Source organism: Bacillus safensis (genome assembly GCF_039619585.1).
GTDB classification, from domain to species: Bacteria; Bacillota; Bacilli; order Bacillales; family Bacillaceae; genus Bacillus; species Bacillus safensis.
Map to the genome: position 1 here is coordinate 1,759,226 of NZ_CP154909.1, position 19,048 is coordinate 1,778,273.

Genomic DNA, 19,048 nt, shown 5'->3' on the forward strand with positions numbered 1-19,048 from the left:
TGCTTAAAGGACTGGTGATTAAGAGTCTGCTGAACGTATAGAACTTAAGTTACAAAGCTTTACCTTCTTGTACAGGTCTATCCTTTTGTTTGTCTAAATCTCACCTCTTTTAAATTTCAAAAACTTCTACGACCTTCTCAATAAATTAAATCGGTCGTAGAGGTTGGGCCTTTTTGGGCTTCCTTGATTTGTTACCGAATTTGTTGGTACTGTAAATCAAATATTCTGGGATATTTCTTTTAAAAATTGCTTTCTCTTTTCATCTGTTGTTAAGTTAACTCCCGAAAAATGAATCCATTTGGTGTCTTCATTTTTAATTCCCAAGTCAGCAAGAGTTCTGTTAATAAAAACGCTTTGAATCGCATTCCCGCCTTCAGATTCTATATAATCCTTATCTGTTGTAGATGTTGAGATGACGGTTGTTTTTTTTATATTTGTCAATAAACCTTTTAAAGCCCCAGTGTTTTTATCTTCCAAGAATGCGAAACCTCTTAACATGACTTTATCAATAAATCCTTTTAAAATTGCAGGTAAATCCCACCACCAGACAGGAAATATAAATATTAATTCAGTTGATTGACTTAATTTCTTTTGATAATCCTTAACTAATTGATAAGGCGTTTCTCCTTTATGAAAATACTTCAATTCCTCAGCTGAAAAAACGGGATTGAATCCATCTTTATATAAATCGATCACTTGAAATGGTTCTCTCTTTGTTTCTAGATTTTCTGTAATGGAAGTCAAAATGGCATGATTATAGCTTCCGTCCCAAGGATGTGCATAGACAATTGTTTTCATGATTCATTCACCCTTTTTTGTTATTTTCATCATATTTTGATGTACATTCATTTTATTGTATGCTATAACGTACTACAAGTACGGTAATTAAAGTGCGATACTAACCTAAAGGAGAGTGTAAAATGACTAAAGAATCCTTTACAGCTCATGTTGATCTAAAAGAAACTGGATTTGGGTACACTTTATCATTAATTGGTGGGAAATATAAGATGACGGTACTGTATGCTTTATATGCAAACAATGCGCCTATTCGCTATAATCAGTTGAAACGAATGCTTGGGGCAATCTCTTTTAAAACATTAACCAATACACTAAAAGAACTTGAAGCAGATCAGTTAATTAATCGTAAAGAATATCCTCAAGTGCCTCCAAAAGTAGAATATAGTTTATCGGAAAAGGGATTATCATTGATCCCTGTATTAGATGAGATTTGTTATTGGGGAGAAGAACAAATGAAAATGAAATAGTTAGGCTGGCAAATCTTTCTCCTCAAACACATCCTTTTTAATTTTAAGTTCATTTCTCTCAAAACGTGCTATATCTTTCCTCGTTCCGATGACAATTTGAGCTATCCGTTTGACCAAATCTCTTTCTGGTTGCATAACAGAGGCTGAAGTTTTTGTGTTGCAATTGATGAGCACAAAAAAAGAGCCTTTGCTGGCTCCTTATTGTTAATCATATAAAGTTGATCTTAAGACTTTGAAAAGCCTGTTCTCCATGTGGGATATTTAAGAATCCACCCAATTTCGTTCTTGGCTTTGTGGTTCGAGGCCCCTCTCTCCCAAGAGTTTGTTTGAGGATACGATGAACCAGTTTTGTCTTGAAGGGTGCCTTTTAAGAAGCTGCTGCACAACGGTACCACTTGGAATTTGTATCAATGCGAACAAAGAAGGACATTTTGTCCTTCCTTTCTTGTACCTGCTTGAGGTTATGCTTTGCAGATCAATATATAGCTCATTCGGGTAAATCCTTATTGCACTTTCACAATCTTATACTTATTCGACTTCCCCTATGCCCCTATGAAGAGAATGAAATCTAAAAATGAATGATTCCTAATTCTATTGATGTTTTAATTGCTTCAGCTCTTGAAGTCACATTTAGTTTTTGATATATGTTTGTTAAATGTGCTTTTACAGTTCTTTCAGAAATTCCCATATCGAATGCAATTTCCTTACTCCGGAACCCTCTAGCTACTGCTTGCAAAACGAGCATCTCTTTTTCGGTAAGCGAGTGGTTGTCTGTTTTCAATTTTTCTTGAGGTTCTTTGTGTGCGGTTGATTCAAACACCTTTGAGGCCACATTTGATTGAAGTAAAATGTCTCCTCTGATGGCTGCTTCAATTGTATTAAATAAGTTTTCTCTGCTGGTATCCTTTAAGAGGTAGCCTTTTGCACCAAGCTGTAACCCTTGAATCATTAAGTTCTCTTCATTATAAGTAGTCAGAATGAGTACGGGAACTTTTATTTGAAGAGACTGCATTTCTCTAAGCATATCAAGCCCGCTCATCATAGGCATGTTGAGGTCAAGTAATACAAGGTCTGGGGATTTTTCTTTTATGACATCTAACCCCTTTCCTCCATCTTCTGCTTCTCCAACAACTTCAAATCTTTCGTCTGTTTCAAGAATTAATTTTAATCCTTCTCTCACAACATAATGATCATCCACAATCACAATTCGATAAGACACTGTATTTACTCCTTTTTCAAAGGTATGTTTACTATTACTTGTGTACCTTCATTTTTTTTACTTTTCAAATGGATCTCTCCACCAAGCAGCCGGACACGTTCTGACATACCAATGATGCCGTAATGTCCAAAAGTGGATTCTCGTTTTTTCTCATCAAACCCCACTCCATTGTCTGCTATTTCCAAATGGATGTGATCACCTTGTTGTACGATCACTAACTCGACATGGCTTGCTTTGGCATGTTTTGAAACATTCGTTAAGCATTCTTTTATTATGTAAACAGTATGTTCAATAAAAAAAGGCGACATATTCTGAAGTACAGAGATCTTTGTGCGAATTGGGATATTCGTTGCTGTCGTAAATCGATTTACTTCATTTTTTACTGTTTCGGTTAAATCGTATTGATCATGACGATCCTTCCGAAGATCATCAATCACCATCCGTGCCTCACCTAGTGTTTTTCGCGCTTGGCTCATTGAGCCCTTGATAATGCTTTGAGCACGCTGGGTATTTTGATTCTCTAAATGTGCTTGAACAGCTTCCAATTGCATAATAATGCCTGCAAGCCCTTGTGCAAGGGTATCATGTAAATCTCTAGCCATTCTTTGACGCTCATTAGCAAGGGTTAACTCTTCCACCTGCTGATGTGCGAGTTCGAGTTCCTTTAGAAACGTTTGAGTTCGAATTCTAGCCTTTACTTGTCTAAAAAATAAGATAGAGTATGCAACGACCACAATAAGGATAAGAAATAAAATCGGAATGTAGACAGTCAGATCATCTGTATCATTAGCCAAAATAAGAGCTAGAAAAAAAAGCACATAAAAACAAAGTCCTGTCAAAATAATCTTTAATGTATGATAGTATACACCGATGCTCTGAGCAATTAATACCGGTAAAAGACCAATTAAAATAACAGGAGAGGCAGCTGGCATAGCTAAAACACAAAGTAGAATAACGATTCCTTGTATGAAGAAATAAATCCAAGGCTTCTTCTGGAACCAATAAAAAGACCACCAATGAAAAATGAGATGAATTGCAAAAAGGCCAGAAAAAAACAAACTTGAAAGCGATAGAGATACTGTTAAAAACTGAAAAATCATCGCTGCAACATACACAAGAATACCCCATAATAACGTGGGAATTCGGGAATAGATCATTTCATTAAATGGGTCTATCCGTTTCTTATCCATAAACGTTCACCTTCCAAACCCCATCATAACACGAAAAATACCGCCCGCCTTTGAAAGAGGCAATGGCGGTATTAGAATTTTAACATTTAAAGAAGAATAAATTATATAATCTTCTTTTCTTTTTGGGCAATTGACTCTCCTTCAATATCAATATGCGGAAGCAATCGTGCCAGCCATTTAGGTAAGTACCAATTTGCACGCCCTAATAGCATCATACAAGCGGGGATAAAGGTCATTCTAATAACAAATGCATCGAATAAAACCCCAAATGCCAATGTTAATCCCATTGTTTTAATAATCAAGTCTTGAGCAAAAATAAAGCTTGCGAAAACGAAAATCATAATTAAGCCTGCTGCAGTTACAACCCTGCCACTATGCTGTAATCCAGAAATAACAGATTTCTTTGCATCCTGAGATAGAAGAAATTCTTCCCTCATTCTACTAACTAAAAATACTTCATAATCCATTGCAAGACCAAATAATATTCCTGTTACTAGTACAGGCATAAAGTTCAACAGAGGACCTGCTGCAGGTATTCCAAACAATGGGGCAAGATGTCCATCCTGTAAAACAAAGACAGCAAAACCTAATGTAGCAGTTAATGTCATTAAAAACCCTAGTACAGCCTTTAATGGAACAAGGAATGATCTAAATACAAGAATCATTAACACAAAAGCAAATCCAATAATGACTCCTGCAAATTTTGGCAATGCTTGACTGAGTCTATCTGAAATATCTATATTCACGGCAGTAGAACCAGTCACAAAAAACTTTGTGTCAGTCACACTCGATTCATTTCGAATGTCTTTTACTAATTGCTTCGTTTCTTTATCCTCCGGACCACTTCTAGGTAAGATTGTTAACATTGCGTACTCACCCGATTGATCAGGGATCGCCGGCGTGATTTGTTTGATACCATCCATTTTTTCTAACAATTTTGATGATTCCTCGATGGACTTGGACTTCCTCGTTTCATCTGCTTGAGAGGCATCTATGATGACAACAAGTGGTCCATTAAACCCCTTGCCAAATCCTTCTGCTAAAAGATCGTATCCTTTACGTTCAGTTGTTTCTTTGCCTTTCATACCGTTATCCGGAAGGCCAAGCTCCATATGAAGTGCTGGCCAGCTTACCAATCCTGTCAATAAAATGACACCTAGCATTATTTTACCCGGATGCTTTTGAATAAATCTTCCCCAGCCCATTGTTTTTTTCTCTTTTTTTGGCTGTAATTTAGAAAATAACTTATTTTGTCTGGAAGGACTCACCTTATCTCCAAGAAGCCCTAGTATAGCTGGAACAATCGTCAGAGAAACAAGCATAACAGATAGTACCATAAAGGCTCCCACAAGGCCCATGATACCTAGAAACGGTATGTCAACTAATACAAGTCCACATAATGCAACAATAACAGTGACGCCCGCAAATAATACAGCACTTCCTGCGGTACCCACTGCTCTAGCAGCAGCCTCATTCAAATTGTTCCCTTCTGCTAACAGCTGTCGATATCTTGAAATGATAAACAGTGCATAATCAATTCCTACTGCAAGACCAATCATCACCGCTAATGTGAGACTAAATGCAGACATTTCTACAAAGTTTGAGGTGATTAAAATGACCATAACACCTATGACTAACCCGATCACAGCCGTCAATATTGGTAATCCTGCGACCAAAAGTGAAGCAAATGTAAAGACTAAAATCAAGAAGGCGAAGACAATCCCTATGATTTCAGAAATCCCACCTACTTCAATTTCAGAGAATGTGACGGAGCCGCCTAATTCCGTTTGGATGCCGGCATCTCTTGAAATCTTTATGCTATTTAATACTTTCTCTTTTGAGGATTCCTTTACCTTATCCGCTTTCACTCGATACGTAATATCCGCATATCCTATCTTCTTATCTTTACTTATCGTAAAGTTTTGATATAAATCGGTCACCTGCTTAACTGCTTTATCCTTTTTAATTTCTTTCATCGTCTCATTTATTTTATGTTTTACTTTCTTTGCTTCTAATGTTTCATCCTTAGGTGCTTTAAATATCAGACGAATCGTTCCCCCATCATCACCTGCTGGGAACTTCTTTTCCAAGAGATCCATCGCCTTTTCAGATTTTGTTCCTGGAATCGACATATCTCCATTAAATGAAACGCCTGTCCCTATTGTTGCTGCAACTACAGCTACTAAAATAAGTAACCAACCGATTAACATTCGTTTAGGCTTCATAAAAGCAAAGTTTCCTAAGTTATATAAAAATTTAGCCATTCACTTACTCCTTTTTCATCGAATTCATGATATTCACCTCTTTATTCTACGCAATGAAATAGTGAAGTAAAATTGTACTTTTGGGCAAAAGGGATTGTACATTCAGGCAAGAAAAAGAGCATCTCTCTTGAGATACCCTTCATATTTATATTCAAGATCTACCATATATCTGCTTCCTATATAAATCCCAATATCTCATTTTGTTGATGCGCTAGTTCCATTCCCTTTATCTATATCATCATCTGGCCAATGGCGGATCAGTTGACGCAATCTAGCTGCAACGGTCTGACAAACATCTGGTGATAAGCAGCTATCAGAATCGGGCTGTTCCAGCAATGGGATGATGTCATCTTGGTAGTTTTTAAAGGGTATTTCCCCACCAAACCCCTCCATATCATCTAAATTCATACCAATACAAGCAGCTAACCTTTTTCTAAAACCATGGAAGTCACTGTATGACCAATGTGCTTCGCAATGAGTAAAATCCAAACCCATGAAACATTCCTCCGATTTCAAGTTTGGGTTATTTTGATTTAATTCCTGCACCACAAAGAGGTATGACGATTGTTTCTTTTGATTTCTTTTTATATTTCATGTAGCCCGCAAAATTGACTGCAGATGTCACTTCCACATAAAATCCTTTCTCACTTAGTTTAGAGCGTGCATTCAATATCTCTTCTTCTTCAATATCTATAAATGTGCCATTGGTATTTTGTACAGCTTCTAGAATTTGTTTGGAGCGCGCTGGGGCAGCAATGGCTATGCCTTCTGCCAAGGTTCCTGTATTCGTAACAGGCGATGCTGATTCTTTCGCATTTTGATAAGCTTTCACAAGAGGTGCACAGTTTTTCGCTTGTATGGCAATGATTTTCGGTATTTGATGAATCAAACCATTTTCAAATAACTCTTTAAAACCATAATACGTACCTAGGAGGAGAGTACCGTTTCCAACTGGAATGATTAAAGCATCAGGTGCTCCTTTTATTTGTTCATAAATTTCATAGGCGTATGTTTTTGTTCCTTCAAAAAAATAAGGATGATACACATGGCTTGCATAAAAGACGTTTTCGTCGTCTACTGCTTTTTGGGCCGCGGCTGCAATATCCTCTCGTGTACCGCGAATTTCTTTAATCGTTGCTCCATGGGCTTTTATTTGAGCGACCTTTTTAGGTGAAGTTTCATCGCTTAGATAGATGTCACATGCAATCTCGCAGCGAGCTGCATAAGCGGCAATCGCCGTTCCTGCATTCCCGCTGCTATCCGCAATGACTTTTGATACCCCTAATTCCTTTGCCTTTGTCATTAAAACAGCAGCTCCTCGATCTTTAAAGGATAGCGTAGGCATCATATAATCAACTTTTACATAAGTGTTTGGCTCATTAGGATCTAAAACGATTAACGGAGTTTGACCTTCACCCATTGTCACAGATTCCCAAGTCTTAGAACCTTTTGAAAATGGCATGGTTTCAACATAACGCCATAAGGAGTTTGGGTAGTGATTCCAAGCCTCTATATCTATTTTAGGGGTATCTTTCACCAGATTTAATACGCCGTTACAATCACATTTCCATAAAGTTGGTGTCATCTCATACTTTTTGCCGCACTGGTTACAAATCAATTGATCCATCAATCATCAACCCCTTTAAATAATTTTTTATATGAAATATACTTTTTTATATAACATGTGCAAAAAAATATTCTAAATATAAGAAATAGCATCAATTTCAATTTTGAAACCAAAATGTAATTCATTCGTTGGTACAACAGTACGTGCTGGTTGATGTTCACCGAAAAATTCAGTATAAACCGCATCTACTTTGTCCCATAGTTCAATATCCGAAATGTATAATGTCATACGCAAAATCTTTTCTTTTTTACTTCCGGCTGCTTCTACAATCATCTCCACATTCTTAAGCGCTTGTAATGTCTCTTCTTCAATGGGGCCGAATTCTTTTTCTCTCGTTTCTGGATTGATGGCAAATTGTCCTGAAACGTAGACCGTGTTTTGATGAATGGTTGCGAATGCATAGTGTCCGTTGGATTTTAGATTCCCTACCTCAAGGATACTTTTCATTTCGTTTTCCCTTCATTCGATTTATGTTTGATCTCATCCAAATAGCTGTAGACAGTGACTTTAGAAATACCTAACATAGATGCGACCTTCTCAACCGAACCTTTCATTAAAAAGATTCCCTTTTCATCCATGAACCTTATTAATTCAATTTTTTCATGACGTTTCATAACTGGGTGGACACTGTTTTGAATGATCTGTTGAATCAATTGATCTACTATTCCTTCCACATTATCAAAATCATCATTTGGTGTTGTATCATTCTCTTGAACTTCAACTTTTGAAGAAAGAAAAGTATCCATAAATTGCTGCATTTGATTCAAAGCTTCAACATCAAAATTGATACAGAATGCTCCAACCACCTTTTTCTTAGAATCACGAATTAATGAAGTCGAAGAACGAATGGTACGGTTGTCTTCTGTTTTAAATGTATACCCAGCAAGATAATCTTCTTTAAAATCTTCTGATTGTAATACAGTCTTGACTAGATGATCAAATGATTGACCGATTTCTCTTCCTGTCACATGGTTATTTACTGTAAACATGACAGATGCTTGAGGGTTCGTTAAATCATGAATCACTACTTCACAATTTGGTCCAAACATTTTTGCCGTAGATTTTGCTAAAGGAATATAGCTCTCTAATAAATTCTTCGTATTTTCCATGCCTAAGCACCTCATTTGTTTATTCCACTAGATTATATAATTTTTTATATATAAAAACAATATATAGATTTTTTTATATATGTTGAAAAGGTTGAGAAAATATAAAAAAAGCAGCCATTGACTGCTTTTTGCTCGTGCTCCTTTCTAATTGATTTCTTGCTGGATTCCATACAAAATGACTTCAATTCCCCACCTGAACCGTTCCATTGATACGGTATCACCTGCAAACATTTCTTCTTTCAGGCTATGGATGAAAGAAATGCTGTCATCGTATGCATCTCCTCTTCTTTATGGAAATCGTTTAAAGCTACATCACATTTATATTATAACGTACACCGTTCGTTTAAAAAGTTTATTTCACGATTGTGTGTTTTAATGAAAAGAAACCAATCGTCCGCCATCATATGATACACTCCAACTAGGAATGTGATAACGATGATTCTTGAATCAGTCGTTTCCATTGTTCTAATTCTGAGTGTAAGAGGTGTTTCTATGAATAAATTATTGGCAACGTTGATATTAGGATTGGGCTTTAGTGGTGCTGCTCTCATTCTTTCTGTCCCTTTGTTATTCAAGTCCAAACCAGAACAATTTGAGCTGGTGTTTACTGCTGGATCAGCGGGCGCTTTCGCAGTATTCGCTGTCTCGTGCCTAGTTATTCGAAAACAATTCATTCGCTAAAAAACCTAAACACAATTGGCCATTAGAACAACAAGTCCAATTAATCCTGCTAGTTGACCCATCAGATGTACGTTTTTTTATGGAGAAGGAACTTCCGCGAGAGCAGTATCAAATGAAAGAAGTGCTGGGAGAACTCTATTTTACAACTTCAACATAAGGAGAATGACGATAGTACACTTATTACAGATAGATTTTAAGATGAAGGGTCCTTTCGGTGATGAAATGGCAAAAGAGTTTTCTGATTTAGCGAAAAGTATAAATGTGGAAGACGGATTCATATGGAAAATATGGACGGAGAATGCTCAAAAAAATGAGGATGAGGGTGAAATCATTATCTATACAATAGGTTCAAGACCTGTTTATTCCCTCGTCATAACGTTGCTTCATCAGGCATTCCCCCGTTTGAATGATGAGGAGAAAGCGATGTCAACTCTCCGTCTAGTTCAACCTATTTCTTGTCATTCCTATCTTATTTCCAGTAGACCAACTCTCTTACTAAGCCATTACCTGTGTAACCAACGTTTATATCATGCAGAATAACCATTAGAGTAATTAATAAAGAACGCACCCTCGTCATCTGTAGATTTTGAAAGTGACTTTGTATGTAGAGGGCTTACTCCTCAGTTTTCTTATCTAGAGATATGTGAAAGTTAGACTTATTAGATGAAAAGTAGATGTTATTATTGCTCTGAGTAGATGACGTGAATCCCACACAGTCTTTCATTGATACGTTAGAAAAAGTCTTCCCTGTGTTATCATAGTTGACTATTTCGCAACCCCTGTCCATTACCTCTGAAAAAGTTACAGCAAATTTACTATCTTTTAAGCTGCTTAACTCTCTTTTTGGAGAGTCTACCACTGCATCCTACTCTTTGAACATGCTGAGCAGATTAATACTATGGTGCAAATTGATACAAGTAATTTATAGTAATTCATTTAATCATCTCCTTTTTCAATTATAAACAAGCAAAGCAATCGGGAAGCCCGGCTGCTTAACCTCTCACTTTTTATGATAAAAGACTTTTGTGTTATTCGATTTGACAAATCCATTGGAACTTTTCTCAAGGTCGAATGGCGCCATCGCGACCGTGGTGTTAAAGACACATTTTGCATCGAGCACAAGCACTGAAAATATGCAATCGACACATATGAAAAACCAGCGTTCCCTTATTTGAGAATAAACGCTGGTTTTTTTTATTATTTGATGTTTAATCCTTCTTTAATGGACTTTAACGTGATTTCATTCGACCATTCTGGGCGATCAGAATATGCAAAGACTGCATTTGTAACAATTCCATCGAATTTCATTTCGCGTAATTTCCGGTAAAGTGCTTCAAAATTAATTTCTCCTTCACCAGGATTCAAGTGCTGGTGAACGGTTACATTGGCATCTGGTGGATTCACGATATAACGTAGCCCGTGAGCTGCTTTATGATTTAGTGTATCTGCGATTAATACATGTGCAAGCAGATCTCCTGCCTCACCAAGGTGCTTCTCTACATCACCAATCCCATCGTCATAGAAGAACGCATGGGGAACAGAATACACAAGTTTGATCCATTCTTTATCTAGTGCACGAATCATGCGGATCGCTTCAATGTTCAACTCTATAAAGTCATGTGGATGTGACTGAAGGTTTAGCTTAATCCCTTCTTTTTCAAAGATTGGCATCAGTTCGTCCATTGATCTGACAAATGCTGCTTCACTTTCTAAAGGGCGTGTTTTGTCTCCACTAAATTCACTGTTCATGAGATCAACACCAAGTTCTGATGTGATCTCAATACATCTTTTCCAGTTTCTCACTGCCGCTTGCCGCTCTTGCTCATTTGGTGAAGACCATTGTTGAACAGGAAGTACAGAAGAAATTTTTACACCTGCATCACGACAATATCTCTTTAAGTCTCTGATCAAATGTTTATCAACTTTTGGATAGTCATAAAACCAAATGAAATCTTTACGCGGGGACAGCTCTACATATTCATAGCCGAGTCTTGCAACGTTATCAATTGTATCTTTTAAATTTGTATGATCACGGTAATGAGACGGGTCGTATGCTAAAATCATGTTCAATCTCCCTTTCTTTTTCAGCTAAGTATTTATTTTTGGACGGTTGTTAATGCTTGATCATAAAATGCTGGGCGGTCATCAAGGTGAATCGGAGTGACTTCACCAGATACTCTCGCTTCTAAACATGCATCAGATGTGACTGCTGCGACATAACCATCCCATGCTGTTGGACCATTGACTTCCCCTTTTAATGTAGAATCAATCCAATCTTGTAGTTCAGCATCATACGCGCTTTTAAAACGAGCTTGCCAGTCTACTAAAATATCTTTTGAATGTTTTGCATCAGTACGCAAAACAACCGTAGCAGGCTCAGGAAGACTGGCAATTCCTTTTTCTCCAACGACTTGGCACTGAATATCATATCCATACTCACAATTGACAAAAATTTCTCCACTAATGAGTGCCCCACGTTTTGTTTTCATCAAGACTATGATTGGATCTTGAAGGTGATCGGCTGCTTGACTTGTTTTCTTTGGTGCAATTGTTTGTACTGACACATAGTCGTCGTTTAGTAACCAGCGGTGAATATCAATTTCGTGGATAAATGTATCGACAATTGACATATCACCAGTATAAGTTTCAGGTACTGTTGGGTTCCTATGTGCAGAATGAATGATTAATGGTTCACCAACAGTTCCTTGATCAAGAGTTGCTTTCAATGCTAGATAGCTTGGGTCATAACGGCGCATGTATCCAACCTGCACGAATAACTTCCCTGCTTCGATTTCAGCATTCACAATGCGCTTACACCCTTCTGCTGTTGTCGCAAGTGGTTTTTCGCAGAAAACAGGTTTTCCTGCTTGTATCGCAGCTAATACAAACTCTTCATGTGTTGGTCCCCAAGAAGTGACGATAATCGCATCAACATCATCAGCTTGAATGAGTTGATGGCCATCGTTGTAGACTGTTGCATCTAAATGTAATGCGTTTACAATCGCTTGGGCTTGCGCTTGATTCACATCTGTTACTGCCACAATTTTTCCTTTTGACAATGTATTTGTGATTCTTTTCATATGTTCTTGACCAATTGCTCCAGTACCAATAACACCAATTCTTAATTTCATTTGAGAACCCCCTCTGAATGAAAGCGCTTTATGTATGGCGCTTAATCGTGTGTGTATCATGATTTTGTATCTTTTCAAAAGTCTTTGTCATAATAAGTCCGACTGCACATACCCCTAAGATGGCTTCAAAATAAAATCCAAATGCGATGCCAAATACATGATTGACCATTCCTGCAATAAACGGACCACCGAAAATACCAAGTGCATATAATGCTTGATACGCACCCATGGCAGTCGCTCTAAAACTTTGTGACACAGATTCAATGGCCATTCCTAGAAGTATTGGAAAAATAAAACCTAATGCAAGTCCACCTACTCCTTGGTTGATATAAAAGATGACCTTTTGTTGAATAAAAGGAATCATAAAGATCGAAAATGAGGCAACCGTAAATGAACCGATTAAGATGTTTCTTTTATTCGCCTCCTTAAGCAGTCTCGCAAGTAATAAAGGTGCTAAGGTGTGCGGCATCATAAAAGAACAGACAACGTAAAAAAGTTCACTTTGTTTCATGCCGATGGTGAGTGCATACGTTGATGTAAATCCAAACATCGTCGTAAAAATCATACTGTGCGCTAAAATAGACAACAGTGAAATCTTTAGTAACGCTGGTTCTTTCGCGACTTTAATGAGTTGCTTCATTTTCAATTGGGTCTTGTTTTCTGTTTTTTGTTCGAGAATAAAAAGTGATAAAACAAGACCAATCAAGCCGATGAAGGATCCAATCCAAAACGGTGCTTTCCATCCAAAGATATCGACGATATAACCACTAAAGCTCATACCTAACAACTGCGCGAGGACAACGATAAATGAAATGTAATTCATTGCCTTCTGTGATTCATTTTCTTTGAAATAATTCGCATACATTATTGTGAAGGCAACCCATGTTGCTGCTGCTAAGCCAGCAAGACACCTCGCAATAAGCCCCAATATGAAGGCGTCCGTTAAGGCAAATAAAAGACAGCTACAAGTGGCCGTCATCATGCCGAAGACAATAAACGGTTTTCTCATGTTTAAGAAGTCGGAAAAGATCCCCACAGGTAGCCTGCAAAAAAGCTGCATCAGCCCGTAACTACTTAACACGATACCAATAAAGGTATAGTGTCCACCAAGTGTTTTTAAATAAGGTGATAAAATCGGGACATAGAGAAACTGTGTAAACCAAAAGAAAAATGAAATGATAGAAAATAGGACTTTGTCTTTCGCGATGACCACATCCATTTATTTGGCAGGCTGTGATCAGAAGGGACACAGCCGCCTGTTCGCTCGTTTACATATAACGAGCTGTAACCATTTTCTTTCTAGTATAGAATTCTACGCCGTCTGTCCCGTTGGCGTGAAGATCACCGTAGAATGAATCTTTCCAACCGGAGAATGGGAAGAATGCCATTGGAGCTGGGACACCCACGTTAACGCCTAGCATACCTGCTTCAATGTTTTCACGAAATTCTCGGACACTTGATGCACTGTCAGTGTAAAGGCAAGCACCGTTCGCAAATCTTGAATGGTTGGCAATGTCAATCGCTTCACCAAGTGATTTCACACGTACAACAGAAAGAACAGGTGCGAAAATTTCGTCTTGCCAAATTTTCATTTCTTCTGTAACGTGATCAAAAATCGTTGGTCCAACGAAGTAGCCTTCGCCTTCTGTCTCACTGTCTTTTCTTCCATCACGAATGAGGCATGCGCCTTCGTCTACTCCTGATTGAATGTATTGTAACGTGCGCTCTTTATGACCTTCACGGATGACAGGTCCAAGGAACACATCTTCCTCAATGCCATTACCAATGACAATTTGATTTGATTCAATTACTAATTTTTCAATGAATTCATCCGCAATCTCTTCTTCTACTGCCACAACAGCAGCTGCCATACATCTCTCACCAGCTGATCCGAACGCAGCACCGATGATTTGTTTTGTTGCCCCATCTAAATCAGCATCCTTTAAGACGATAGAATGGTTTTTCGCTCCAGCTAACGCTTGAACGCGTTTGCCGTGCTCTGTTCCTTTTTTGTATACATACTCTGCCACTGGCTGAGAGCCAACAAATGAAATCGCTTTGACGTTTTTGTGCTCAAGCAACCCATTTACCACATCATGTGCACCGTTCACAATGTTAAGTACGCCTTTTGGGAGACCAGCTTCTTCAAATAGCTCTGCTAATCTTGCGGCAAGGATTGGTGTTCTTTCAGATGGCTTTAAGACAAATGTGTTTCCACAAGCAATGGCGAGTGGGAACATCCAGCAAGGAACCATCATAGGGAAGTTAAACGGTGTAATCCCGCCAATGACACCGATGGGGTAGCGATACATACCAGACTCAAGTCCTGTTGCAATGTCAGGTAGTTGTTTCCCCATCATGAGGGTTGGTGCACCAGCAGCGAATTCCACACACTCTATGCCGCGTTGTACTTCTCCTTTAGCTTCTGTTAAGCTCTTTCCGTTTTCAAGCGTCACAAGCTCAGCTAATTCTTCCCATTTCTCCACAAGCAATTGCTGGTATTTGAAAAGGATACGCGCACGTTTTGGTACAGCTGTTTTGGACCAAGTTTTGAATGCTTCGTTTGCTGACTGGACAGCACGATCTACGTCTTCTATTGTTGATAAAGGTACTTCTGCAATTACTTCACCGGTTGCAGGATTGAAAACCTTTTCTGTTTGCGTTGTTGCAGCTTCGGTCCATTTGCCACCAATATAATTTTTCACTGTTTTTAAGGTTGTTTTTGCCATGTTTTTTCTCTCTCCTCTACTACTGTTATGGTTGATTTAGAATGAATTCTTCTGCTGTTGCCATAAACGCTTTGATTTCTTCTACAGATGGCATCGCATCAGATGAACTATGTTTTGAAATAACAATTGATGCTGAAGCACTGCCAAAGCGCATTGCTTCTTGAATTGTCAACCCATTCATTAGTGCATAAATGAGAGCAGATGCATATGAATCGCCAGCGCCAAATGTTTTCAGTACTTTCGTTTTAAAAATGCCCCCGCGATGGGAAAGACCATCTTTTGTATAGGCGATTGATCCTTCTCCTCCATGTTTAATGATGACAATTTTTGCATGATGTGAAAACCATTTATTTGCAGTGGATTCATCGTTTGATGGGCCGTCAACTGTCAATTTTTCCATCATGTCAAACTCTTCCCTTGTCCCGATGATCAAATCTGATTTTTCAGCAGCAAGGTTATAATAAATTGATGTTTCCTCTTCGGACTGCCAAGTATATGGACGATAATCGACATCAAAAATGATGGTCACTTGATGTTTTTTTGCATAATCTAGCGCAACGAAAACGGCTTCTCTAGAAGGACTTTTTGCTAGCGCTGTTCCTGAGATAAGAATGGCTTTCGCTTGTTTGATGTAATCTTCAGACACTTCGCTGATTTCAAGTTTAAGATCAGCGACATTGTCTCTATACATTAAAATGCTGCATTCTTCAGGGCTTTTAATTTCAGTGAATGCAAGGCCTGTCACCGCGCCTGTTCGATCAATGACAATTCCTTCAGTATCAATGTTGTTTTCTTGCAAATAGTGTGTCGCAAAACGCCCCATTTGGTCATCGGCAACCTTTCCGATAAAGCCTGACTTCATGCCAAGTCTCGCAAGACCGATGGAAATATTCGCAGGAGACCCGCCGACATATTTAGTAAATGTCACTGTTTCTTCCATTGGACAGTTGATTTCATTTGCATTTAAATCAATACATAATCTACCGATCGCAATGACGTCTAGTTTTCTATCTTGTTCAAAAGTTAAATAGGACATTGTCACTTCTCCTTGCTCGCAGCTAATTTGTGTTCCATAATCCACTCATGTTCCTTGCTGTTATGAAACTTCCATGTCCGAACAGGCCCTGCCATCACATTCAAATAGTAAATGTCATAACCAGGGGGCGCTGATACTGGATGATACCCTTTTGGTACTAAAACAGCACTGCCATCTTTGACAGCCATTGTTTCATCTAAAGAAAGGTCATCTGTATACACCCTTTGGAGCGCAAATCCGTGATCTGGTTTTACCTTATGATAATACGTTTCTTCTAAGTAAGATTCATATGGTAAATGATCTTGATCATGCTTATGTGGCGGGTAACTCGACCAGTTTCCTTCTGGTGTAAATACTTCGACTACAAGCAAATGATCTGCAGGCTCTTGCTCTGGTAAAATATTATGAACCTGCCTTGCAATATTGCCTGCTCCTCTATGTTCAACCCCTATATGTTCTGGGGTAATGAGGCGCGCTTTGTATGTGCCTTTTCCTGGAGCAGAGCAAATGGCTATTTCTACATCTGTTGTTGCCTTGATATCAAACTTGTCACCATTTGGTACATAGACAGAATATGGAGGAATCTTTTCAAAAATATCCATGCGCTCTCCGATGTTCTCCCATTTTTCTGTTGTTGTTGAAAGGTGGAGTTTACCAGAAAGAATGACAACACAAACCTCTTTGTCTCCCGTTTCGTGATGAAGCGTTTCACCTTTTGAGAGGGTATACACATCAAATCCAATATACGTCCAGCCTGCAGATTCAGGCGTGATGCTCAGCACCTTTCCCTCTTTATCACGTTTTTGTCCTGGTACGATTAGATCAGTCATGATGATCACACCTTTCGTTTTTTTAGCTTTTTAATATCTTCTTGCTTTGTTTAGTTGATTTTCCTTTGCTTCGAATGCTTTTTGCACAGACTCCTGCTCTGATACAGCTGCGATGCCAACATGCCACCATGAACCACCGTAACCGTCTGTCATCGTTTTTGGCAGCACTTTGATATCAATCAATGTGCTTACCGTTTGATGTTTTGCATCTTCAATCGCTGCTTTTAGCTCATCAAGTGTATACACTTCATACGTTTTTGCACCGTAAGCTGCTGCTGATTGAGCAAAATTGATTTTCATGATCTCGCCATCAAGCTGACCTGTCTTTTTATTTCTCATACGGAATTCTGTTGCAAAGCTGGAGATTCCGTTATCCATTTGAAGGTTGTTGATACAGCCAAAACCTGAGTTGTCAAAAAGCATAATGTTGATTTTATAACCTTCTTGAATACTCGTGACAAGCTCACTGTGTAGCATTAAGTAGCTCCCGTCTCCAGTCATCGCATATACTTCTTGGTCAGGTGCAGCCATTTTTGCACCGAATGCAGATGCGACTTCGTATCCCATACAAGAATAGCCATACTCTAAGTGGTACGTATTTCTCTCTTTTGCGACCCACATACGTTGCAAGTCACCTGGTAAACTCCCTGCTGCGCAAGTGATGATGCTATCTTTTGGAATCCATTCGTTAATGCAACCAAGAACGGTTGTTTGCGGGAGTGTTGTGTTTAATTCTTTTTTGTATTCTTCCATTTCTTCTTTGAAATGCCCTTTGATCTCTGGCTCAAAGTCATCGCCTGAGTATTCGATGTTGCGGAGTCTTTCAAGTTCTTGCTCCCACTTCGCTTTTGCTTCTTTAATCTCGTTCGTATAACCAGATTGATAGCCGTCTAGCGCTTTTCTTAATGCACGAAGTCCTAGTTTCGCATCAGCGATGATTTTTGTCGCTTCTAGTTTAGAAGCATGGAAGTCTGATAGATTAATTGTCAGGACATCTCTTTCTGCGTAAAAACGTTTGGATGATGTCGTAAAGTCAGTGAACCGAGTGCCTACACCGATGATCAGATCAGCATCATGTGAGATTTCGTTTGCCGAACTATTTCCTGTCACACCAAGTCCGCCAACGTTTAATGGGTGCGTGCTTTCAATTCCGCTCTTGCCAGCTTGTGTTTCACTAAATGGAATATTGAACGTTTCTGCAAATTGTTTGAATTCGTCAGCAGCCTCTGAATAGCGAACGCCTCCGCCAAGAATTAAGAGTGGTTTTTTCTTCGTTTTGATCAGCTCAGCCGCTTCTTCGATGCTTCTGGTAGAAGGCGCCTGCCGATCTAAGTAATGCGTACGTTCTTTAAAGAATGACATAGGATAATCCCATGCCTCGCCTTGTACATCTTGAGGTAAAGAGATGGTAACAGCACCTGTATCCATTTGATTTGTTAACACGCGCATGGCGCTGACCATTGCACTCATCAGCTGTTCTGGACGTGTAATGCGATCCCAATATTTGCTGACGGCTCGAAACGTATCATTTGTAGATAAGCTCAGATCATGCGTTTGTTCCATTTGTTGTAACACTGGATCTGGCTGACGAGTAGCAAAGACGTCACTTGGCAAAAGAAGAAGTGGAATTTGGTTCGCTGTTGCTGTTGCTGCCGCTGTCACCATATTGGCTGAGCCCGGGCCAACGGATGAAGAGCAAGCGATAATTTGTTTCCGGTGTTTTTGCTTTGCAAAAGCCATTGCCGCATGAGCCATTCCCTGTTCATTTCTTCCTTGATAGACTTCGAGTCTTCCTGGGTTTTCTTGAAGTGCTTGACCAATTCCTACAACGTTTCCATGACCAAAAATGGTGAAGATTCCTTTAATAAATGGTTCTCTCTTTCCATCGAACTCAACATATTGGGCATTTAAGAACTTGACCAATGCCTGACTCATTGTCAATCTAATTGTTTCCATCGTACTCCCTA

General features: G+C 38.8%; 17 protein-coding genes and 1 pseudogene. 2 read left to right on the forward strand and 16 right to left on the reverse strand.

Translation table 11 applies throughout. The features are described 5' to 3' along the window. Positions 1–216: 216 nt before the first annotated feature. The gene (locus tag AAYR28_RS08945; RefSeq protein ID WP_046311235.1) at positions 217–798 is read right to left on the reverse strand and encodes an NAD(P)H-dependent oxidoreductase; all 582 of its coding nucleotides are present in this window, start codon (positions 796–798) and stop codon (positions 217–219) included. Positions 799–920: 122 nt separating this feature from the next. Here AAYR28_RS08945 and AAYR28_RS08950 point away from each other — a divergent pair, with 122 nt between their 5' ends. After that, positions 921–1,265, forward strand: coding sequence for a winged helix-turn-helix transcriptional regulator (locus AAYR28_RS08950; RefSeq protein ID WP_267542745.1), 345 nt, complete (start codon positions 921–923; stop codon positions 1,263–1,265). 568 nt (positions 1,266–1,833) lie between these two features. Here the strand turns inward: AAYR28_RS08950 and AAYR28_RS08955 are convergent. The 8 genes from AAYR28_RS08955 to AAYR28_RS08990 form a co-directional block, all read right to left on the reverse strand. Continuing rightward, the gene (locus AAYR28_RS08955) at positions 1,834–2,484 is read right to left on the reverse strand and encodes a response regulator (RefSeq protein ID WP_034283472.1); all 651 of its coding nucleotides are present in this window, start codon (positions 2,482–2,484) and stop codon (positions 1,834–1,836) included. 5 nt (positions 2,485–2,489) lie between these two features. Beyond that, the gene (locus tag AAYR28_RS08960; RefSeq protein ID WP_034283474.1) at positions 2,490–3,674 is read right to left on the reverse strand and encodes a sensor histidine kinase; all 1,185 of its coding nucleotides are present in this window, start codon (positions 3,672–3,674) and stop codon (positions 2,490–2,492) included. Between the two features lie 101 nt (positions 3,675–3,775). Then, positions 3,776–5,938, reverse strand: coding sequence for an MMPL family transporter (locus tag AAYR28_RS08965; RefSeq protein ID WP_345808975.1), 2,163 nt, complete (start codon positions 5,936–5,938; stop codon positions 3,776–3,778). A gap of 195 nt (positions 5,939–6,133) precedes the next feature. Continuing rightward, a complete protein-coding gene (locus AAYR28_RS08970; protein ID WP_345808976.1) occupies positions 6,134–6,433 on the reverse strand; it encodes a hypothetical protein in 300 nt (99 codons plus the stop codon). A gap of 28 nt (positions 6,434–6,461) precedes the next feature. Further along, complete coding sequence (locus tag AAYR28_RS08975; RefSeq protein WP_070325884.1) at positions 6,462–7,565, reverse strand: threonine synthase; 1,104 nt, start codon at positions 7,563–7,565, stop codon at positions 6,462–6,464. A 72-nt stretch (positions 7,566–7,637) separates the two neighbouring features. Further along, positions 7,638–8,012, reverse strand: a complete 375-nt coding sequence (locus tag AAYR28_RS08980) for a RidA family protein (RefSeq protein WP_024427108.1) — start codon at positions 8,010–8,012, stop codon at positions 7,638–7,640. Continuing rightward, positions 8,009–8,674: a helix-turn-helix transcriptional regulator gene (locus AAYR28_RS08985; protein WP_070325885.1), complete on the reverse strand. Its 666-nt coding sequence runs from the start codon at positions 8,672–8,674 to the stop codon at positions 8,009–8,011. Before AAYR28_RS08985 ends, AAYR28_RS08980 begins: the two co-directional genes overlap by 4 nt. A gap of 323 nt (positions 8,675–8,997) precedes the next feature. Further along, entirely contained in the window at positions 8,998–9,225 is a 228-nt protein-coding gene (locus AAYR28_RS08990; protein ID WP_335371283.1) for a hypothetical protein, read from the reverse strand. Positions 9,226–9,523: 298 nt separating this feature from the next. Between AAYR28_RS08990 and AAYR28_RS09000 the strand changes: the two are divergent. Then, positions 9,524–9,694 (forward strand): annotated as a pseudogene (locus AAYR28_RS09000) (YdhR family protein); the annotation flags it as partial. 858 nt (positions 9,695–10,552) lie between these two features. Here the strand turns inward: AAYR28_RS09000 and AAYR28_RS09005 are convergent. Genes AAYR28_RS09005 through iolD form a run of 7 tightly spaced genes read right to left on the reverse strand, consistent with a single transcriptional unit; the run spans position 10,553 to position 19,037 of the window. Beyond that, positions 10,553–11,419 carry a sugar phosphate isomerase/epimerase family protein gene (locus AAYR28_RS09005; protein ID WP_061109939.1) on the reverse strand — a complete coding sequence of 289 codons (867 nt, stop codon included), beginning with the start codon at positions 11,417–11,419 and terminating at the stop codon, positions 10,553–10,555. A gap of 32 nt (positions 11,420–11,451) precedes the next feature. Further along, positions 11,452–12,486: a Gfo/Idh/MocA family oxidoreductase gene (locus AAYR28_RS09010; RefSeq protein ID WP_061109940.1), complete on the reverse strand. Its 1,035-nt coding sequence runs from the start codon at positions 12,484–12,486 to the stop codon at positions 11,452–11,454. Positions 12,487–12,514: 28 nt separating this feature from the next. After that, complete coding sequence (locus AAYR28_RS09015; protein ID WP_345808977.1) at positions 12,515–13,705, reverse strand: MFS transporter; 1,191 nt, start codon at positions 13,703–13,705, stop codon at positions 12,515–12,517. A 49-nt stretch (positions 13,706–13,754) separates the two neighbouring features. After that, the gene (locus AAYR28_RS09020) at positions 13,755–15,215 is read right to left on the reverse strand and encodes a CoA-acylating methylmalonate-semialdehyde dehydrogenase (protein ID WP_024427113.1); all 1,461 of its coding nucleotides are present in this window, start codon (positions 15,213–15,215) and stop codon (positions 13,755–13,757) included. Between the two features lie 25 nt (positions 15,216–15,240). Beyond that, on the reverse strand, positions 15,241–16,251 hold the full coding sequence (gene iolC / locus AAYR28_RS09025; protein WP_061109942.1) for a 5-dehydro-2-deoxygluconokinase: 1,011 nt from the start codon (positions 16,249–16,251) through the stop codon (positions 15,241–15,243). Between the two features lie 2 nt (positions 16,252–16,253). Then, a complete protein-coding gene (gene iolB / locus AAYR28_RS09030; protein ID WP_024427115.1) occupies positions 16,254–17,081 on the reverse strand; it encodes a 5-deoxy-glucuronate isomerase in 828 nt (275 codons plus the stop codon). Positions 17,082–17,111: 30 nt separating this feature from the next. Next, complete coding sequence (iolD, locus tag AAYR28_RS09035) at positions 17,112–19,037, reverse strand: 3D-(3,5/4)-trihydroxycyclohexane-1,2-dione acylhydrolase (decyclizing) (protein ID WP_024427116.1); 1,926 nt, start codon at positions 19,035–19,037, stop codon at positions 17,112–17,114. Positions 19,038–19,048: the final 11 nt, after the last annotated feature.